The organism is Vitiosangium sp. GDMCC 1.1324 (assembly GCF_003044305.1).
In the GTDB taxonomy this organism is placed as follows: domain Bacteria; phylum Myxococcota; class Myxococcia; order Myxococcales; family Myxococcaceae; genus Archangium.
The window spans coordinates 170,497-187,479 of the sequence record NZ_PZOX01000019.1 but is presented as its reverse complement, the minus strand read 5'-3'; the positions used below and the strand labels follow the sequence as shown (position 1 = coordinate 187,479).

17 protein-coding genes are annotated in these 16,983 nt (G+C 63.6%); 3 read left to right on the top strand and 14 right to left on the bottom strand.

Going from position 1 to position 16,983, the window contains the following annotated elements; all coding sequences use genetic code 11:
* Window positions 1–9: 9 nt before the first annotated feature.
* The 12 genes from DAT35_RS41520 to DAT35_RS41470 all read right to left on the bottom strand — a co-directional run bounded on the left by DAT35_RS41520 (window position 10) and on the right by DAT35_RS41470 (window position 8,204).
* A complete protein-coding gene (locus DAT35_RS41520; protein WP_108074834.1) occupies window positions 10–444 on the bottom strand; it encodes a hypothetical protein in 435 nt (144 codons plus the stop codon).
* Window positions 445–452: 8 nt separating this feature from the next.
* Window positions 453–869: a GPW/gp25 family protein gene (locus tag DAT35_RS41515; protein ID WP_108074833.1), complete on the bottom strand. Its 417-nt coding sequence runs from the start codon at window positions 867–869 to the stop codon at window positions 453–455.
* Window positions 859–1,044, bottom strand: a complete 186-nt coding sequence (locus tag DAT35_RS41510; RefSeq protein ID WP_108074832.1) for a hypothetical protein — start codon at window positions 1,042–1,044, stop codon at window positions 859–861. Before DAT35_RS41510 ends, DAT35_RS41515 begins: the two co-directional genes overlap by 11 nt.
* Window positions 1,041–2,681: a type VI secretion system tip protein VgrG gene (gene vgrG / locus DAT35_RS41505; RefSeq protein WP_108074831.1), complete on the bottom strand. Its 1,641-nt coding sequence runs from the start codon at window positions 2,679–2,681 to the stop codon at window positions 1,041–1,043. Before vgrG ends, DAT35_RS41510 begins: the two co-directional genes overlap by 4 nt.
* Before the next feature lie 5 nt (window positions 2,682–2,686).
* Window positions 2,687–3,382, bottom strand: coding sequence for a hypothetical protein (locus DAT35_RS41500; RefSeq protein ID WP_199243156.1), 696 nt, complete (start codon window positions 3,380–3,382; stop codon window positions 2,687–2,689).
* A gap of 2 nt (window positions 3,383–3,384) precedes the next feature.
* Complete coding sequence (locus DAT35_RS60190) at window positions 3,385–3,555, bottom strand: DUF5908 family protein (protein ID WP_199243155.1); 171 nt, start codon at window positions 3,553–3,555, stop codon at window positions 3,385–3,387.
* A gap of 2 nt (window positions 3,556–3,557) precedes the next feature.
* Window positions 3,558–4,031, bottom strand: coding sequence for a phage tail protein (locus tag DAT35_RS41495; protein WP_199243154.1), 474 nt, complete (start codon window positions 4,029–4,031; stop codon window positions 3,558–3,560).
* A 91-nt stretch (window positions 4,032–4,122) separates the two neighbouring features.
* On the bottom strand, window positions 4,123–4,572 hold the full coding sequence (locus DAT35_RS41490; RefSeq protein WP_108074829.1) for a phage tail protein: 450 nt from the start codon (window positions 4,570–4,572) through the stop codon (window positions 4,123–4,125).
* An 11-nt stretch (window positions 4,573–4,583) separates the two neighbouring features.
* Window positions 4,584–5,057 (bottom strand): phage tail protein, encoded by a 474-nt coding sequence (locus tag DAT35_RS41485; protein WP_108074828.1) that lies wholly within the window; start codon window positions 5,055–5,057, stop codon window positions 4,584–4,586.
* A 46-nt stretch (window positions 5,058–5,103) separates the two neighbouring features.
* The gene (locus DAT35_RS41480) at window positions 5,104–6,732 is read right to left on the bottom strand and encodes a phage tail sheath C-terminal domain-containing protein (RefSeq protein ID WP_108074827.1); all 1,629 of its coding nucleotides are present in this window, start codon (window positions 6,730–6,732) and stop codon (window positions 5,104–5,106) included.
* A gap of 12 nt (window positions 6,733–6,744) precedes the next feature.
* Entirely contained in the window at window positions 6,745–7,593 is an 849-nt protein-coding gene (locus tag DAT35_RS41475; protein WP_108074826.1) for a hypothetical protein, read from the bottom strand.
* Window positions 7,590–8,204 carry a DUF4255 domain-containing protein gene (locus DAT35_RS41470; protein ID WP_158502109.1) on the bottom strand — a complete coding sequence of 205 codons (615 nt, stop codon included), beginning with the start codon at window positions 8,202–8,204 and terminating at the stop codon, window positions 7,590–7,592. Before DAT35_RS41470 ends, DAT35_RS41475 begins: the two co-directional genes overlap by 4 nt.
* A 438-nt stretch (window positions 8,205–8,642) precedes the next feature.
* Here DAT35_RS41470 and DAT35_RS41465 point away from each other — a divergent pair, with 438 nt between their 5' ends.
* The 3 genes from DAT35_RS41465 to DAT35_RS58470 are packed head-to-tail and all read left to right on the top strand — an operon-like array spanning window position 8,643 to window position 11,728.
* Complete coding sequence (locus DAT35_RS41465; RefSeq protein ID WP_108074824.1) at window positions 8,643–9,995, top strand: ATP-binding protein; 1,353 nt, start codon at window positions 8,643–8,645, stop codon at window positions 9,993–9,995.
* A gap of 27 nt (window positions 9,996–10,022) precedes the next feature.
* The gene (locus DAT35_RS41460) at window positions 10,023–11,417 is read left to right on the top strand and encodes a DUF4157 domain-containing protein (RefSeq protein WP_108074823.1); all 1,395 of its coding nucleotides are present in this window, start codon (window positions 10,023–10,025) and stop codon (window positions 11,415–11,417) included.
* Window positions 11,414–11,728 (top strand): hypothetical protein, encoded by a 315-nt coding sequence (locus DAT35_RS58470; RefSeq protein ID WP_146210096.1) that lies wholly within the window; start codon window positions 11,414–11,416, stop codon window positions 11,726–11,728. The genes DAT35_RS41460 and DAT35_RS58470 overlap by 4 nt, the downstream gene beginning before the upstream one ends.
* Before the next feature lies 1 nt (window position 11,729).
* On the opposite strand, the gene DAT35_RS41450 is transcribed toward DAT35_RS58470, so the two are convergent.
* Together DAT35_RS41450 and DAT35_RS41445 are read right to left on the bottom strand one after the other, a co-directional pair.
* On the bottom strand, window positions 11,730–12,353 hold the full coding sequence (locus DAT35_RS41450; RefSeq protein WP_108074821.1) for a hypothetical protein: 624 nt from the start codon (window positions 12,351–12,353) through the stop codon (window positions 11,730–11,732).
* Window positions 12,350–16,927, bottom strand: a complete 4,578-nt coding sequence (locus DAT35_RS41445; RefSeq protein ID WP_108074820.1) for a DUF4157 domain-containing protein — start codon at window positions 16,925–16,927, stop codon at window positions 12,350–12,352. Before DAT35_RS41445 ends, DAT35_RS41450 begins: the two co-directional genes overlap by 4 nt.
* Window positions 16,928–16,983: the final 56 nt, after the last annotated feature.

Below are 16,983 nucleotides of genomic sequence, written 5' to 3'. Positions count from 1 at the left end.
CTCGACCCCTCAAGTTCCCTTGAAGAGCATGTTGGTCGTGATGAACATCCCATTTCCAGAGTACTGCGTCGTCGGGTCCGGGATGGGCGACCCGGGCCCTGGCGGAGGCTGCTGCGCCGGGCTCTGGACTTCGAACTTCGCGGTGAACTGCTGCCCCTTGAGCAGCACGACTTTGCCGCCGGTCTTCGTCTTCTTGGCCTTCTGATCGCTGGCGAGCGAGTCGATCTTCAACGTCCCGCTGCCCGGGATGCTGTACTGCGGCGTCATGTAGGTGCAGCCCGAAACCGAGACCTTGCCCTCGTCGCCCTCCACACAGATCTTCTTTCCCTTGAACATCGCGGGGCCACTTCCCTCGAGCGTCCCGGGCATGGGCACGACAATCGCCGCCCCGAAGTTGGGCAGGAAATTCACCTTGTCGCCGTCGACGAGAATGAAATCGCTCAAGGGCTCTCTCACACTCCCGGAAGGGAGGCCTCCGTGAGATAGAAGGGAAAGACGATGTTGAAGCGCGAGTTCGTCCCCCGGATGCTGTAGTGGATGCTGATCATGGCGCAGCCCGCCTCGGTGGGGCTCCGGGTGACTACGACCCGCTCCAGATCGATTCGCGCCTCATATTCGATGATGGCGTTCTTGATGAGTCGCTCGACGCCATTGATGAACCGTTGATCCAGCTCCTCGAACAGGTACCTCGACAGGTCGCAGCCGAATGACTCCTCCATCACGCGTTCGCCCGGTGTGGTCCTGAGCAGGATCTGCAGAGCCTGGTGGATGTCCTCGGCACCGGAGACCATCTCCACGCTGCTGCCACCCGCGGCGAACGTCGGCGGAAAGGCCCAGCCCCGGCCCAGGAAGGGAGCCTCAGCGGACATCTGGCCCCCCCTCGGACCTGGCACTGAGCTGCTGCTGTGCCTGCTGCTGCAGCTTCGCCACGAGCGCATAGACCTTGACGAACGGAAGCAGCGTCACGCCCTCCATCACCAGGTTGACCTCGTCCAGCGTCAGGGTGAGGTTGAGTTCCTTCGTGGTTCCTTTTGGCTCGTTCATTTGACCTCTACCTTGCTGCCCTTGATTTCAACGTTCCCTTGCGCGTCGATCTTCAGGTCCTTGGTGCTCTTCAGCACGATACCGTCCTTGTTCAGGATGATGGAGTTGCCGTGCTGGTCGGAGATGGAGATCGCTTCTTCGTCGTCGTCGATGAGGAGTTTGTTCTTCCCGGCCGTCTCGATGAACACGGATGCCTTGTCGCTGTCGACGAAGCCGAGCGTCGTCCCCTTCCTGGTGACGATTCCCTTCAGCTCATTCTCGGCGCTGGGCTCTCCCATGGAGGAGGCGGGAGCGTTCTTCGAGCTGAAGAGCGCGCCGAGGATCACCGGATGCCGCGGATCGTTGTTGAGGAAGCCCACGACGACCTCGTCGGAGGGCTCCGGCCGGAAGAGGAATCCCCGCCCCGCGCCCGCGTCGGGTGAGGCGAGCCGAGCCCAGACGGTCCCCTTCTCCGGGTCAACGGCCGGCAGGATGACCTTGACGCGAAGCTCCTGTGTGTCGTCTTCCTCGAAGTCCGTGATGACGCCGATCTGCAAGCCGCTCACCGCTGGCAGGAGGCCAGCAGCCGGCGCGTCGATAATGTTCTCGGTCTGGCTGAACGTCTCGGGGAGCAGCCCGAATTGCACGTCCGTCCGCCACACGTTCAGATCGACGCGCTGGCGCAGGCCCGTCACCAACGCCTTGCCACTGAAGCGCTTGCCCACCCCCGCGATCTCCATCACATCCAGGGGCTTGATATCGGCGAAGCCCTGCACCCCGACCCTTCCGCGGCAGAGCGCCAGCCGGCTCCTCGCCATCCTCCCGTCCGCCCAGGCCTTGAGCTCCTCGGGAGCCGCGGGCACCGGGTGGGAGAGCGTGTAGGTGCCGTTGCCAATCGCCTTGCCAAGCGTGCTCCCATCGAAGCTCCCGGGGGAGAGCGCGGCGCTCGCTGCCTTGCTGGCCGTGGTGGGCTTCAGTTCCTTGATGTCCCAGGCCACGCTCTCCACATCCTCGTATTGGCTGCCAGCGTCGGCTTCGATCTCGAAGTCGAGGATGTCGGTGATTCCGTACTCGAAGTGGTGCTTGGCCTTGCCAGAGACCTCCATCTTCGCGAGCGAGAGCTTCCCGTCATCGACGACCACGAGCATGCCTTGCGCGTCGGCCCGTGAGAGAATGAAATCCCACGGCGTGGAGTAATATTGCACCATCTCCACGTGCTTCGGCTCGGTGGCGGCGAGGGTTCCAGTCTCGAGGCCCGCATCGCCGACGATCTGCTTGATGATCTCGTCGTCGGACTTCTCGCGAAAGACGGCGCTCTTCCGAGCTCCAGCCAGCTTGATGGCCGCATCCTTCAACCCGACCACCAGGATGGAGCCGCCGTCCCGGCCCACTTCCACGCCCTGCCGTACCACCAGGCCCTTGAAGACGGTCTTGTCCTCCTCCCCTTCATGCCGAAGCTTGATCTCTATCTTCGCCCCTGGCTCGAAGAAGCCGCTGTCGCTGACGCTGAACTGCTGCTTCGCGGCGCTGCCGTCGAACAGGCGCAACTCCGCTCGCGGAATCCGGTTGACCTCCCTGCGAATGTCAATGGATATGACCTCATAGGCCGGATCCATCGCCTTGCCGTCTTTGAGGATGGTGGGGGTCGCTACAGACATGGCGGCTATCCTCGCCCCGAGGCGCCGTCCTCGAAGGTATCGAGTGGCGGGAAGAGGAGTTGCTGTCCAGGAGTCAAGCGCCTGAAGTCATCCAGGCCGTTGAACCGGGCGACATCCAGGTATCTGGCAGACGAACCGTAGATTTCCTTCGTGAGGACAGGCAGCGTGTCCCCGCTACGGACGATACGGGCGTGCGTCAGATCAGGCGACGTGTTGTTGGCCGACTTCGAAAGCCTGACCGCCTCCTCATCCGTGAGGAATTTGACCGCGAGCTCGGCCCGGAGCGGCTTGCCGTCGCGATCGAACACGGTGTACTTGATATCGACCTTCGTGAGCCGGCACGAAAACTTCAGCGAGCCCCATTCCACGATGAGATAATTGGCCTCGTGAATGGACCCATTGTGCGCGTAGGCGACGGTGAGGAACCGCTCCACACGCTCCTCGACGGTCTCCTGGCTGAACACGAAGAGCCCCATCTCGTGTACGCCCGTGCCATCCAGTACGAGCGTCAGCGAGAGCTCGCCTGGATCGCTGCGGGAGAACTGCAACTCCTTCCCCTGCTGTGTCAGTTTGTTGGAGTAGGTCCTTGAATAGGAGGTGGGGTTGAACATCGCCTCGAATTCGAGGTGCGCATTGCGGCGAGCCGCGTCCTTGAAGGCGCTGATCTTGAGCTTCTCGAGCTTGAACAGGTCTAGGGGCACGACTATCTTTCCTTCGAAGCTTTCAGGATCCGGAGGACCTCTCTGACCGCAGCCTCGATGATGGCCTCTTGATCCGCGGCGGAAGGCAGGGCGTCGGCGGTTGGCACGTCCCCGCGCGCTCCTTCCTGCTGTACAACCGCACGGATCACGAGTTCCTTGATCTCGACCGGCATGGTCATATCCTCATGATCTGCATCTGAGAGTAAGCGAGCTCGAGCGTGTCGATTAGCACGCTCTTCTCCGAGGCGTCCAGGTCGGAGGTCGACCATTTGACTGGAAAGGCCTTGATGAAAAGCCATGCCGACACAGGGAGCGCCGACTCGTCGAAAAGGGTAACGAGGACGTTGGAAGGCGCGAACTTGAACAGCGACATGGCCGCATTGAACTCGATGTTCAGGGGCGAGCCGACGACCATGCCACGCTCGAGGATGAGGTTCCCGTACTCGACGCCGACGGGGAGGTGTTGGGTATAGAGGTTCTGCCCACCCTCTGGGAGTGGCGTCGTCTTCACCGTTGCGGTGAGCCCCCTCACCTTCTTGAAGCGGATGTCGATGGGGTTGGGCACCGCGCCCAGGGCGAAGAAGAACACACCGAAGCGGAAGCCGAGGTGAAGCTCGGACTGGGAGGTGAGCGCTGGGATGGGTAACACGGGTTCCTGCCTCCGATCACGCGTCCGTGGGGACGCGCGGGTTGATCATGTGCGGCCCTGAGCTCGTCTGGAGCCAGCGCCGTGAAGTCTCTCAGATCGTGACAACGGAGACTCCCCTCACCTGCAATTCGACCGTATCGATGGCGACCTCGTTGGTGCCGGCGGTGAACGCCGGAGCCTTGAGGTTCACGGGAACAGCCGAGGCAATCCTCCACGAGAGCACCGGCTCCCCTGTCTCGCCGCAGAGGCTGATCTCCATGCTCCTCAAATCCCGCTTCTTCAGCCACTCGTGCAGGAACAGCGGCTGATTGCCCAGGATGGTCCCACGCTTGCATGTGATGGGCTTGAATTTGTCGAAGGAGAAAGTCTGAATCGATTCCCCCTCGAGGAAGCTCAATCCATGCCGGTAGGTCACATGATCATACTCGAGCGTGATGCCCGAGACCTCGGTGAAGTTCATCAAGACCCCATCCACGCTCACGCGGAAGTTGTATACCGCGAGCGGATAGGCCTTCCGTTGAGCTTCCTTGGATAGAGCCATTGAGTGACGCCCTAGGTCTCTTCGATCGTGATGGAGTCCGCCATCAACTCCATGGTCTCGATGGCGGCGTCATTGGAGTTCGCGGTGAAACTCGGCGCGTCGAGCTTGGTCGGGAAGGCGTTGAGGACCTTCCAGCTCACGACGGCTTCACCGTTCTCATCGCAGAGGCGGACGTAGACGTCCTTCTTCTCTACCTGGTTGATCTGGGTCGTGCTGAGCCAGCGATAGAGAGTGGCGATGCTCTGAGTCCTGACGATGCCCTTCTTCAGGCTGATGGTCACGTGGGAGAGCTGCGCCGGCATGTGCATCACCACCGGGCCGGGGGCGCCCCCGGCAGTGGGGCTCTCCTTGTAGGTCGTGGTCTCGCGCTTGATGCTGAGCCCGGTGACCTCGGAAAAGCCAACGGCGACGCCCGCGATCTCGACCCGGTAGTTGTACGCCGGGAGGGGATAGGCGGCTTTGATTTCACTCTTCGAAAGTGCCATGGATTCTGCTCCTTCTGATGGGAGGGGTCACGAGTCGTAGATGGGGCTACGCCTCTTGCAGCTTGTGGCTGAAGCGGATGACGATGAACTCGGCCGGCCTGGATGCGGCAATGCCGATCTCGACATTCATCCGACCCTCGAGGATGTCCTGAGCCGTCATCGTCTTGCCCAGACCGACATTGACGTAATAGGCCGCGTCCGGGGCGGACCCCGCCAGCGCGCCGCGCTCCCAGAGACCATAGAGGAAGCTCTCGATCATCCCCTTGACCTTGAGCCACGTCGTCATGTCGTTGGGCTCGAAGACGGCGAAGCTCGTGGCCTTCTGCGTCGACTCCTCGATCAAGATGAACAGGCGCCGGACCGGGATGTAGCGCCATTCGTTGTCGTTACCCGCCAACGTCCTGGAGCCCCAGACGAGTGTCCCCTTACCGGTGAACGCGCGAATGGCATTGATGGACTTTCCAGCCGTCGGATCGACGTTGAGGTTGTCCTGGTCATCGTTGGTGATCTTGGTGACGGGCCCGATCGCCGAAGCGATGCTGACGTTGGCGGGAGCCTTCCAGACGCCGCGAGTCCGGTCGACGCTGGCGTAGATGCCGGCGACCGCGGCGCTTGGCGGGAGGATGATGCGCTCGGCGGCCAGCCTGGCCTTGATCTGGTTGTAAAGAGCCGTGTTCGTGGACTTGATGGCGGCGAGCGTGTTTCCGGGAATCAGGTCGACATTCCCCGCGACGAGATTGGCGGTGCCGCTGCCAGCCACGGTCAGGCTGAACCCCTTGGGATCATGGGTGTTGTCCGCCTTCCACGTGTTCCAGGCCTCGACGACCGCAGCGCCCGTGGTGGCCCCCTCCTTGACGGTGATGGTGATGCTACGATTGGCAATGGCGAAGGTAGGCGTCGTCGCATCCGCGGTCGCCACGATCTGAGCGGTGGGCGTCGAGCCGATGGAGCCGGAGAAGGTCACCTTGATCGTGTTCGCGGCGAGCTCCTTGCTCCAGGGGGGCGGGGGCAGAAGCGTGACGCCCGTCTCCTCGTAGTCGTAACTCAGGGAGGTCTGGAGGTACGGGTAGTAGGCGGCCCCGTACATCAGGTTGCTCGTGCCAATGGCCTGTCGGAAGGCAGCGACGTCTGTACTCAGGGAGTCCTCGGATTCGCCTTCAGCCATCTGGACATCGAAGATGGCGAAGCGGTCCCCCAGCTTGCGGGACTGGGCCAGGGCGTCCTGGCAAAGCGAGTGATAATCCGCGGCATCGAGGTTGACGGCGTCGGTCAGCACGAGGAGCGTCGGCTCGTCCTCCTTCTCGATGGCGTCGAGCCCGGCCTCGAAGTCATCCTTCGCGGGGGTGTCTCCATAGTTGCCGACCGAGACGATGTAGCAAGCACCGCCGCCATTCTTGAAATAATGGCTCACGGCGTAGTACAGCAGGAACTGGAAACCTTCATCATCGCGCGCCACCTCCCCCACCGTGTCACCACTCGTGGTGATGGTGAAGGTCGCGGGATTGGGGCCTCCGAAAGTCTCCTCATAATCGAGGAGCGTGCTCACCCGGGCGACATGGGGGCCTTTTTCAGTGTACCCGAAGAAGGCCGGGATTGCGGTGGAGACCTCCGCCACCGACGGAGGGAGGGTGGAAATCTCCTCTACATACACGCCAGGGGTCTTGTAGGCAGGCATCGTTCTTCGACCTCAGGGGTTGTGAAACGGGTTCAACCGGTACTTGACGATATAAAACAGCACATCCTGCTGCGGAGCCGTCATCCTCGAGATACACCGCACAGAGGGATTGGGCAGGGAACTCGCCAGACTCTCATCCCCTCGCCGGAGTTCGAGGTTCTTTCTTGGCGCCTCCCGGCAGGTGACGGGCTGATCGGAGAGCATCCGGATGCGGCGCATCCCCGGGTAACGAGCGGCGAGCTGTACGGCAATCGGGTCCGAAGGATCCGGGTTCGTGTCCAGATGCGTGCGGTTCGCGTCGCTGAAAAGCACCACGTCGGACGCCCCGCTGGGCGCGGCATCGATGATGCCGATATCGTCTCCATTCGGCGCCAGATCGGTGATGCAATAGTACGCCCACCGCAGCTGCTTCGCCTGGAAGGAGATGTGGAACGACGCGACCCCGGACCCAGCTCCCTCGAGCTGGAGCTCGACGTTGGCGAACACCCCGGGCTCAAGGGCCGTGCCACCCGAAACGAGCTGCAGCTCGGAAGCCCCCGCGCCCAGACCGGCGTTGGTGAAGAGTGGCGAGCAGTGGGCGTTGATGCCGGTGAGGTCGGAGAAGAAAGGGAAGTCGTCGTTCCGCAGCACGAGGTGAAAACCCAAGGCCGTGTTCGACGGGAGAGGAAGGAAGGGCAGCCCGGTCGATTCGTCGACCGCCGTCAGAACGCGGACGCCATCCGGACTCGGGCGCACGAGACAGCGGTGATTGCGAAGGATGCGTGCCGTCTCGACGCTCGGCTCCAGGGTGAAATCCGAGCATCGAGCATCCGAGTAGAAGGAATGCCTGAGGAAGAGCTCGAGAAGCACGCCGTGCTTCATCGGGAGCTCCGTACCGAAGTCTCGGTCACCGGCGGCACGACCACGCCACTGTCGTCCTGGAAGACGACCATCCGGACCTTGTAGAGGAGCGACGGATGATAGGCAGAACCTAGAATACTCCAGAGGTGGTTCTGCTCCGAAAAGGGCAGGGTCAAGAGCTCCATGGTGAGCTTCTCAATCCTGTCGCTCAATGCCGGCGTGTTCTCGTGGTCCAGCACCCTGTGAGTCAGGAAGAACTGCAGGATGAGGGAGATGTAACGCAAACTTTGCGTGTAGTCCTTGAAGCGGGCGACGAACAGGACATACGCATTCAGATGGATGGAAGGCTGAACCTTCAGTACCGTGCCGTCCGGCAGTGTCCGTCTGTACGGCTCCCCCGACCGTAATGTGTGGTCTTCCTCGACGTTGGCGAGGAGGAGCGAAATGGCGCCCAGCTTGAAGTCGAGCGCATCCACCCGCTCGCTCTCGAGAAAGACGACCTGCCCCTGATCGGAGTCGGCAATACTCGAGCCGGAGACCGTGCTCAGGTAGGTACTGACCGTCTCCTTGAGGACCACCAGCATCTCGCTGAGCATCGGCCCCCCCGGGGTCAATGAACGGCTGTTGAGCACGCGGCGCGTGCTCCCAGGAGCGAGCGCCCAATGGCGGGGAGTAATAATCCCCACCCCACTTCAGACTGTCAAGAAGTATGCGTTTGCCCACTCAGGATGCAATGCCGAGAGCGCCGGCTTCGCGCAAGGGTCTTCCGGGACATGCCGCCATCCTCTTCTCCGCATGCACCTTGGCCTGATGCAGCAATTCCCACCCACCGCGTCACCCGCACAGGACTACTGGATTAGAACCGTGCCACCGAGGCGGCCTGTGGGCGCCCTCACGTCTGGCCACTCCGCAATCCCTTCAATTCGCCAATGTCGCCTGAACCAGTGTGAACAGTTTATTTCTGTTTGGATGGACGGGGCTTTGGCCTGGACGCCCACGTCGGGATGGTGCGACCATGGCAGCGCACTCGCGGACACTGATGATTGCCGCGCTATCGGAATGATCCAGGAATGACGAGCAAGCTCATTGAGAACGCCCGTGACCTCGAGCAAGAGCTGACCTGGTTTCGTCGGATCCTGGAGGCGCGGCTCAAGAATTACTTCAGCGCGGAGCCCAGCAGCGGGAGCCTGCTGGAGATCGAGCCACCCGACCTCAGCAAGTCGACCTCGGAGTATGCCGGGTTCGTGAGGCACTATCATTTTTCCTTCGCCGAGCGTCTCGCCTTCGTGCTCGGCCTGGTCCCCCACATCCGGCCCCAGCTCCTCGACGAGCTCTTTACCCTCAACACGACCACGAATCGGAGGTTTACCGAGTTCGGCGGGGCTCAGCCGAGAGCCGAAGGCGAGTTCTGGCCCACGGGCGAAACGCTGGCCTTCATCCTCGGTGGCAAGGATCTCTCGTTGCGCTTCCTGGCGCAGCTCCTGTTCGAGCCCACGCATTTCTTCTCCAAACACAACATCCTCAAGCTCGCGCCCGCCGCGGGTGACGACGCGCCACAGATGAAGGCTCCCCTCCGGCTCTCGGAGGACGTCTTGAGCATCGTCACCACCGGTCAGCATCGGCAGCCCAGCTTCGGGTCCGGATTTCCCGCTCAGCGCATCGAGACCCGCTTCAATTGGGACGACGTGGTACTGCACCCGGGCACCCGCAAGAGCATCGAGGAAATCCAGACCTGGATCACGCACGGAGAAACGCTGATGGAAGACTGGGGTATGGGCGCCAAGCTCCGCCCCGGCTACCGCAGCCTCTTCTACGGCCCGCCGGGCACGGGAAAGACCCTGATCGCCTGTTTGTTGGGCAAGACCACCGGCCGAGATGTCTACAAAGTGGATATCTCCCTGGTCATGTCGAAGTACATCGGCGAGACGGAGAAGAACCTGGGGAGGGTTTTCGATCAGGCCGAGCACAAGGGCTGGATCCTGTTCTTCGACGAGGCCGACGCGCTCTTCGGCAAGCGGAGTGAAACAAAAGACTCGCACGACCGCTACGCCAACCAGGAGGTCTCGTTCCTGCTGCAGCGGATAGAGACCTTCGATGGGATCGCCATCCTGGCCTCCAACCTGCGCGACAATCTGGACGACGCCTTCACGCGGCGGTTCGAGTCGATCATCTACTTCCCCATTCCACGTCCGGAAGAGCGCATGAAACTGTGGCGACAGGGATTCTCGCCCAAGGCCAGGTTCGCAAACTCCGTGGATCTGGAGAGAATCGCGCGGGAGCACGCGCTCTCTGGGGGGATGATCATGAACGTGATCCGCTATGTCTCGCTTCAGGCCCTGAAGGAGGGCGGCCGTCCCCTCACCCAGGAAGACCTCCTGCTGGGGATCCGGAGAGAGTTCGCGAAGGAGGGAAAGACAGGTTAAAGTCAGCCACGACGAGGAGAGTTCTCCATGGTCATGATGAGCCGGAAAACGCGTCCGTCGGCAGCACAGTCGCCTGCTCCCCAGCCCGTGGTGCAGCATCCGACGCAGGCGCCGCTGGTAGCTCCGCCCTGGCTTCGGATGGACACGTCGCGTCAGACCCGAGCGGCTGTCTCGCCCGAGGTCACCGAGGACAGGTACCGCTACTTCGAACCGCGCTCGCCACCTGGCAGCGCTCTCACGCCGCAGGGGGTTCAGCGCAAGGCGACCGTCAGCTCGCCGGGCGACCCGCATGAGCGCGAGGCAGACGAGATGGCCGCCAGGGTGATGCGGATGGCCGAACCAACGTCCATCCACTCCGCACCTGTCGAGCTCCAGCGCAAGTGCGCGGCATGCGAGGAAGAGGAGAAAACGATCCACACCAAGCGTGCGCCAGCTTCGAATGCCGAAGCGGCGCTGGATACAGGGGCTGCCTTGCGCGCGATCGAGCACGGAGGAGAGCCGCTGCCAGCCTCGCTCCGTTCCTACTTCGAACCTCGATTCGGGCACGACTTCAGCCGGGTGCGCGTCCACATCGATGACGATGCTGCCCAGGCGGTGCAGGCGCGAGCCTATACGGTCGGGCAGGACATCGTGTTCGGCCAGGGTGAGTATGCGCCCGACACCACGGAAGGTAAGCATCTGCTCGCGCATGAGCTGACACACGTCGTGCAGCAGAGTCAGAGTGGTGGGGCCGTACAGCCGGGGCTCGTACAGCGGCAACCAGCCGAAGAACAGTCCCGAGGAGAAGCCAAACCGGGCCCAGCGGCGTGTCCCCCGGACGCGACGGTCGATGCCATCCTGAAAAAATATCAGGACATGGTCGCTGCGGCTCGAAAGGATGGATACAACGTCGCCGCGGACAACCTGGAGCATTTTCTCGTCGGCAGCGGTACGAAACGTGTGCTCTCGGTCGCCTGGTTGCGTAGCTTCAGCTCACTGATTGACGCCGAGAGAAAGAACCAGGAGCGGTTCGAGGACAGCCTTTATGCCATCGCCAAGACCCTGAAGCACGGCGACACGAAGACGTTCACCGACCACTGGGACAAGATGTTCACGGCAAGCCAATTCGAGGAACTCTACTACGCCAGTGGCACCAGCACCATCCGGTCAAAGGGGACGTTCACCCTCAGCTGCATCGAGAACACCATTCGAATCCAGGGGACGGTCAATCATCACTGGTTCGACCCGTATGACTGGCATGCCGGCCTGGGCGCTTACATTCCTGGATTCGGAAACATCTCGGATGAAGACGCACTCATCATTCAGCAGTGCCGCGGCGCGAAGCCTTTCGACATGGAAGCGGATTGGCAGCAGTCCCTGAGCGGCACTGTCGTCATCAACACGTTCTTCAACGATAAAACCTACACATGGACGGGTCCATGACACGAATGCTCGTCACGACGATGCTCGCAGCCGGGCTCCTCTCGAGCTGCAATGACCCCTCCGTCGCCTTCCAGCCGGTATACAGGAGTGGTGATCGACTCGTCGCATCTGCTGCGCCGATGGACCCGCAGATGCATGGGAACGTCATTCACGTGCTACGCTACTACCAGGTGAATTTCCGTGAGGAGGCGAACGGCGCCATCCTCATACCGCGAAGCCTCGCGAACGACCTCGACACCCTGTGGAACTACACGACCAAGGCCCAGGATGAGGAGTGGTTGCGCGAGCATCCTGTCGGAGGAGTACCTTGAGTCAGGTGTCACCTTCTTCGTCGGTGGGCGGAGGGTAGCCGGTGGGCTCCACGCCGTCCTCGTATTCGGCCAGCGGGCCGAAATGAGCTCGCAACCTATCGAGCAGCTCACTGAGGATGGACCGGTTCTTCCAGTAGAGCTCGCGGTTGTCGACCCCTTGGCGAGATGATTCCTGAAACAGCGTGTGCTCCATGCTCAGGCACACCTGCGGTTGCAGCCCCGCTTTGTCGTCGTTCGCCCAGAGCGCGACCTCCGTCGGCTCCCGAACCCACATTCGCTTCGGCTCGCCGTTCTTTTCGGTGCGAACATAGGCGAACAGATCGATCAAGACAGAGACAAGGGAGATCTCCCCTCCGAACCCTTCGACAAACGCGCGCACGTCGTCGAGGGCCAGCGAGCCCGCCGACGGCGCCTCCAGGCGCTGGAGTCGAGGCGTTGGATCGGGCGACACGATCTCGACCCGGGCGATCCTGCCAATGCCCTCCAAGGCCTTGGCGAGCGTGGAAAGGCCGGCCAGGTACCTACCCGGCGATTGCAGCACCTGCGCCTCGAAGCACCAGGTGCCGCCGTACTTCTTGAACCCCCATGTGTCGTGGAGATAGGGGGGCACGCTCGTCTCAGTCATTTCGCTTCTCCCACGGTCGTCCCGGTCACCGGGAACAGCATCCTCGCCGGCCTACCCGCGGCGTCGTTGTAGAGGATCTCCACAAAACCCACGTTGGACTCCGATGTCTGGCCCGTGGCCGGGTCGGGCACAACCGCATTCCGTACACTCCTTGCCACCATTGCACGCACTTCCGGCTCGTTGAGCGCGGTCGGGCCGGCCGCGCGACCGTCCAACCGCACCATCCCGGGAGCATCTCCCGGTCGGCTCTCCTCTCTCAGTTGACCGAGCGCGGACTGCAAGTTCCTCCTCATCTGCTCTTCCTTCAGCGGAGCCCCCGGAGCCCCCTGCAACCGCTTGACCTCCGCGAGCCGCCTGGGTTTTCCGTCTGCAGTCACCGCGTATTCCGGCCGCCGGGTTGTGCCTTCCTCCAGGCCGTGCAGCCTCTGCTCCGTGCCGAAAGACGTACGGCCTTCCAGGATGTCAATGGCCAGGGCCAGCTCGGCCTGCGCCTGGGGCGCATCCGCAGCACCCGCCGCGCGGACACACCGCTCGAGGATCTCTCCCGAGATGCGCTCTCCGTACTTCACCTTCAGTTCGGAGGCCTGCTTGTAACCGGCCTCCAACATGGGGGGCGAATACTTGTTGTTCGAGACCGTGGCCATCAGTCCATGCATCGCCTCGGTGTCCAACGTACCGTAGCTGTCGGCGACCCTCCGGAATTCCCGGAGCACCGCCTCGGGCCGGTTCGCGAATCGCCTCAGCGCCTGCGCGTCCTTGAGCCCGCCCGGACCGACCAGCGAGCGGATCGTGTTGATGTCCAGGAACGTGAGGAGCCTGCGCGTCTGCGCCTCCGTCAACACGTCCCCGGCGCCAATCATCTCCATGCCGCTGCTGACCGCCGACGCGGTGAGCTCCTTCGCCAGATCCGGAGCGATGAAGTCGCGCATCCGCACGTCCAGCGCGGCGATGGCGTCGTTCACCTCCTTCGTGTTCTGCCCCGCTCTCGTGCTGTCCTCCAGGAGCTTGAGCTCCGCGTCCAGGGACTTCGCCAGGGCCTTTCTCGCGTCGTCGCTCTGGTTCTGGAGGAACGAGTCGTACCAGGTGCGCATTTCCGCGCAGCTCGAGGAGCAACGGAAGATCCGCCCGTCCTCCAGCACGAAGATCTCGTGCAGACCGTCCGGCGTCGGGAACCGTGCTCGCACCCGATCCTTGGCTGGCCTCGCGCTCGGATCATTCTCCGCCACCCTTCCCTTCAGCTCCGATTCCGGGATCCGCTCTCCCTCCCGGGCCTTCTCCTTCGGAGCAGCGCCCTCATCGGCCGCCCGCCTGCCCTCGGCCGCCTCGGCGGCCTTCCCCTCCGACTCGCGGATCGCTTTTCGCGCGCGCGCGATCCCGACGAACATGATCGAGTTGTCCCGCAGTGCGCCCAGCAGGATCTCGGCCCGCCGCCGCCTCGCCTCGGAGTGGCTCATTCCCGCCAGCTCCTGATCGGACAGCTCCGCGAGCTGCTGCAGGGCCATGAGATTGCCCCACATGAGCCCGCCCATGTTCACCAGCGTGGACAGTGAGTTGAGCGTCTCCCCGGTCTTGCGCGCGGCCTCGAAGGCCTCGGCCGCCTTCACGAGCCCGGCCAGATCCGCCTCCTTCGCCGCGGCCACGAACGCGTTCCCGCTCCTCATGACCCTCAGCTTGCCAATGTACTGCGCTCCCTGCGCGGCGGCACCGAGGACGGCGAGCGCGTCGCTGACGAACTCGGCATCCACCCGGAGCGTGCCATTGAGGGCCCTCTCGATGATCTTCTCCGCCGCGAGCGCCGCCGCGATGACGGCCGACACCTCCCCGAGACCCGGCACGAACAACCCCAGGACGAGCAGCGCCGAAGCGAGTTCCTGCAGCCGACGCTTGACGACCGCCGTGTTCTCGTCCGCCGTGTTGAGGACGTACTCGGGCAGGTTCCCCGGGAAGTTCGCCGGCATCCGGATGGCGAGCGTTCCCCTTCCAAGCCCACCGTGACTGCCAAGCTCCCTGAAGGCGTTCCTGACGGCGTCTTCGAGCGTCGCTCCGTTCCTGTCGATCGGCGCGCTGTCCGGCCGCGTGAGATCCATGAGCCGCACGCGCTTGCCCTGGGCGACCGGCAGCTCCGACAGGTCGAGGAGCAGCGGATACGTCTCGCCGGTCACCTGGCTCACGAACACCGTTCGCGGCCGATAGTGGAGGCCCACCGTGCCCGTGCGCTTCTCCCGGGCCTGATCGTATCGGAGCTGGAGCTGCTCGACCTCCTTCTCGAGTCGCGCCTTGCGGTACCCCGTCGCCGCGTTCCATTCCGCTTTCTTGGCCTCGAGGCGCTTCCCCAGGAGCTCCACGACGTCGCCCGTCGCCTCCAACCGCGCATCCTGGATCTTCTCCTCGATCCGGGCCTTTTCATCCTCCGTGCGAGCCAGCTCCTTCTGGAGCTGAAGCTCCGCGATCGCGGCCTCGGGCTCACCCAGGACGTCCCTGGCCATGATATCCGCCTTGCGCACCTGAACGATGCGCGTGGCGACGCTCGCCGCCCTCCGCTCCGAGCCCTCAGGCCCACGCGGCGCGGGCTGGGCAATGCAGCGGATCATGAAGTACCCCTCCCGGTTCGGGAACGGGACCTCCTGCTCCGACGAGGGACCTGCCAGCAGATCGGACAGGGCTCCCAGGGAGATTCCCCCAGCAGCAACGAGCGCCGAAACGTCGAGCAGGCTCAGGTTCAGCTCATTGGCGATGTACCGGGTCACCACGTCGACAGCGCTCCCCCCCTCCGCGGCCGAGGCCGGATCCCGGAGCTGCGCTCTCGCCGTCTGCTCCTCCTGGGCGAGCTGCTCCGATAGGTTCTCGGCCCGCCGCTCCGCCGCGCCCAGCGTCCCGACATGCGCGTTCGGGTCCATGGGAGTAGAGCGCGCCTTCTTCTCCTCCTCCCGCAGCACGTCCACCGCTTTCACGAGCCGCGCCGCCGTCACACTCGTCCTCGCCGCCTCCTGCTCCCCCGCCTTCCCCAGGCTGTTCTTCACGAGCTGGGTGATGTCGAACAGCTCCCAGTGATACTGGACGTAGTTCATGTGATAGGCGATCTGCATGAGCGGATCCGCCGTCGTCGCCGCGTAGTCCAGGACCATCCGGTACGTGCCGATCCCGCGTACGACCTCCTGCTGAGGACCCTCGAGCCGCGCTGGAAACGGAGGGTGGGTCGCGCCCTCCCTGCCTTGCTGGTACACGCTGCTCGGATCCAGCGCCCTGTCGGCTGCCGTCTTCCGTTGTTCCTCCGGAGCTTGCGTCTCCTGTGCGCTGCGCCCGCCGTCCGACCCGCCCCCGGGCGCCACCTCCTCGTCACCCGGAGAGATGTCCACCGTCGGCAGATCCGGCATACCGGCCTGCTTCTCCCGCTCCTCGGCCTTGACTCCCCCGACATCCCGAGACGCGAGCGCAACGAGACGCTCCATCATGGCCATCGGCATATCCAGGTAGTACTGGCAGCCGTCCGCGGCCTTCGACGCGTCCGCCCTCCACTCCCATTGCTGCGCCAGGAACTCCGCTTGAATCCGAGACGCCACCGCCGACGACAGGCTCTTGAACCGCCAGCGGATCCAGTTGTCCGCCGTCTCCCGCGCCGAGCTCTCGATATCTCTTATCCCGTCGTGGAACGTCCCCCAGATGACGTATCTCCCGCTGGGATAGCGGGAAGTGTCCTGGGGATAGGCCTTCGCGGAGCCGTCCTGGTACTTCTTCGCGCACGGCAGGGGAGCCCCGGACTTGGACTCCCGCGCGATCCCCGGAGCCGCCTGTACGACATGCGCCAGTTCGTGGGCGATGAGCCGCTGCCCCTCCGTCGTGTCCGGAGCATACTCGCCGCGACCAAACACGATGTTCCGCCCCACCGTGTACGCCCGGGCCTGGACGGCGTCCGCCGCCTCACCATCCACGCGCACGCGCACCCCGTCGAGGTTCCGCCCGAACCGCGGCTCGAAGAACGCCCGCACCTCTTGCGAAAGCGGCTCGCCTCCACGCGCAGCCGCTCGCAATGCGGTCCGCGCGTCCAGCCCGGTCCGCGCCCCCCCGCCATCGTGCGCCTCGGGCGCTCGCCGGATCTCCTTCTCGTCGCTTGTCGCCGACGTGCCCGGAACCACGGGGAACACCGAGTCCCCAGCCCTCGGCTCCGCCATCCGCATCACCTGATCGGCCAGCTCGTCCGCCTGACGCTCCTGCGGGTCCCCGGGCGCGCTCACTGCCATGGTGTGCGAGCCCACCTCTGCCCGCTCGTTTTCCTCTTCTTCTTCTTCGCAAGCCGCGCATTTGCGCTGGATAGAAGAGCCCGCCTCCACGTCGGCCCCTGAAGCCACGTGCCCGATGCGTGACCAGGACGCACCCGAAAAGGACGGCGTGAGCGGCTCGAAGTAGCGCAACCTCTCTTTTTCGGTCAGCTCGGGCGAATCCGTGGATGCGGCGTCATTCGACGTGGCCGGCCGAGACCAGAGCGGGTTCACCGACGGCGCGTTCGCCGGACGCTGCGCCGCAGACTTCGAGGCAGCAGAAGGTGCCACGGACGGCTTGCGATCGTTCGTGAACATGGCGGGGCCCTCCCCGGAGTGGTCGACCCGAGCCTACACACATTCTCGACAAAGCT

Coding starts and splice junctions, on each gene's coding strand:
- DAT35_RS41445 (WP_108074820.1), bottom strand. CDS start 16,927: ATGTTCACGAACGATCGCAAGCCGTCCGTGGCACCTTCTGCTGCCTCG.
- DAT35_RS41490 (WP_108074829.1), bottom strand. CDS start 4,572: ATGGCTCTATCCAAGGAAGCTCAACGGAAGGCCTATCCGCTCGCGGTA.
- DAT35_RS41485 (WP_108074828.1), bottom strand. CDS start 5,057: ATGGCACTTTCGAAGAGTGAAATCAAAGCCGCCTATCCCCTCCCGGCG.
- DAT35_RS41465 (WP_108074824.1), top strand. CDS start 8,643: ATGACGAGCAAGCTCATTGAGAACGCCCGTGACCTCGAGCAAGAGCTG.
- DAT35_RS41475 (WP_108074826.1), bottom strand. CDS start 7,593: ATGAAGCACGGCGTGCTTCTCGAGCTCTTCCTCAGGCATTCCTTCTAC.
- DAT35_RS58470 (WP_146210096.1), top strand. CDS start 11,414: ATGACACGAATGCTCGTCACGACGATGCTCGCAGCCGGGCTCCTCTCG.
- DAT35_RS41480 (WP_108074827.1), bottom strand. CDS start 6,732: ATGCCTGCCTACAAGACCCCTGGCGTGTATGTAGAGGAGATTTCCACC.
- DAT35_RS41450 (WP_108074821.1), bottom strand. CDS start 12,353: ATGACTGAGACGAGCGTGCCCCCCTATCTCCACGACACATGGGGGTTC.
- DAT35_RS41510 (WP_108074832.1), bottom strand. CDS start 1,044: ATGAACGAGCCAAAAGGAACCACGAAGGAACTCAACCTCACCCTGACG.
- vgrG (WP_108074831.1), bottom strand. CDS start 2,681: ATGTCTGTAGCGACCCCCACCATCCTCAAAGACGGCAAGGCGATGGAT.
- DAT35_RS41515 (WP_108074833.1), bottom strand. CDS start 869: ATGTCCGCTGAGGCTCCCTTCCTGGGCCGGGGCTGGGCCTTTCCGCCG.
- DAT35_RS41460 (WP_108074823.1), top strand. CDS start 10,023: ATGGTCATGATGAGCCGGAAAACGCGTCCGTCGGCAGCACAGTCGCCT.
- DAT35_RS60190 (WP_199243155.1), bottom strand. CDS start 3,555: ATGCCGGTCGAGATCAAGGAACTCGTGATCCGTGCGGTTGTACAGCAG.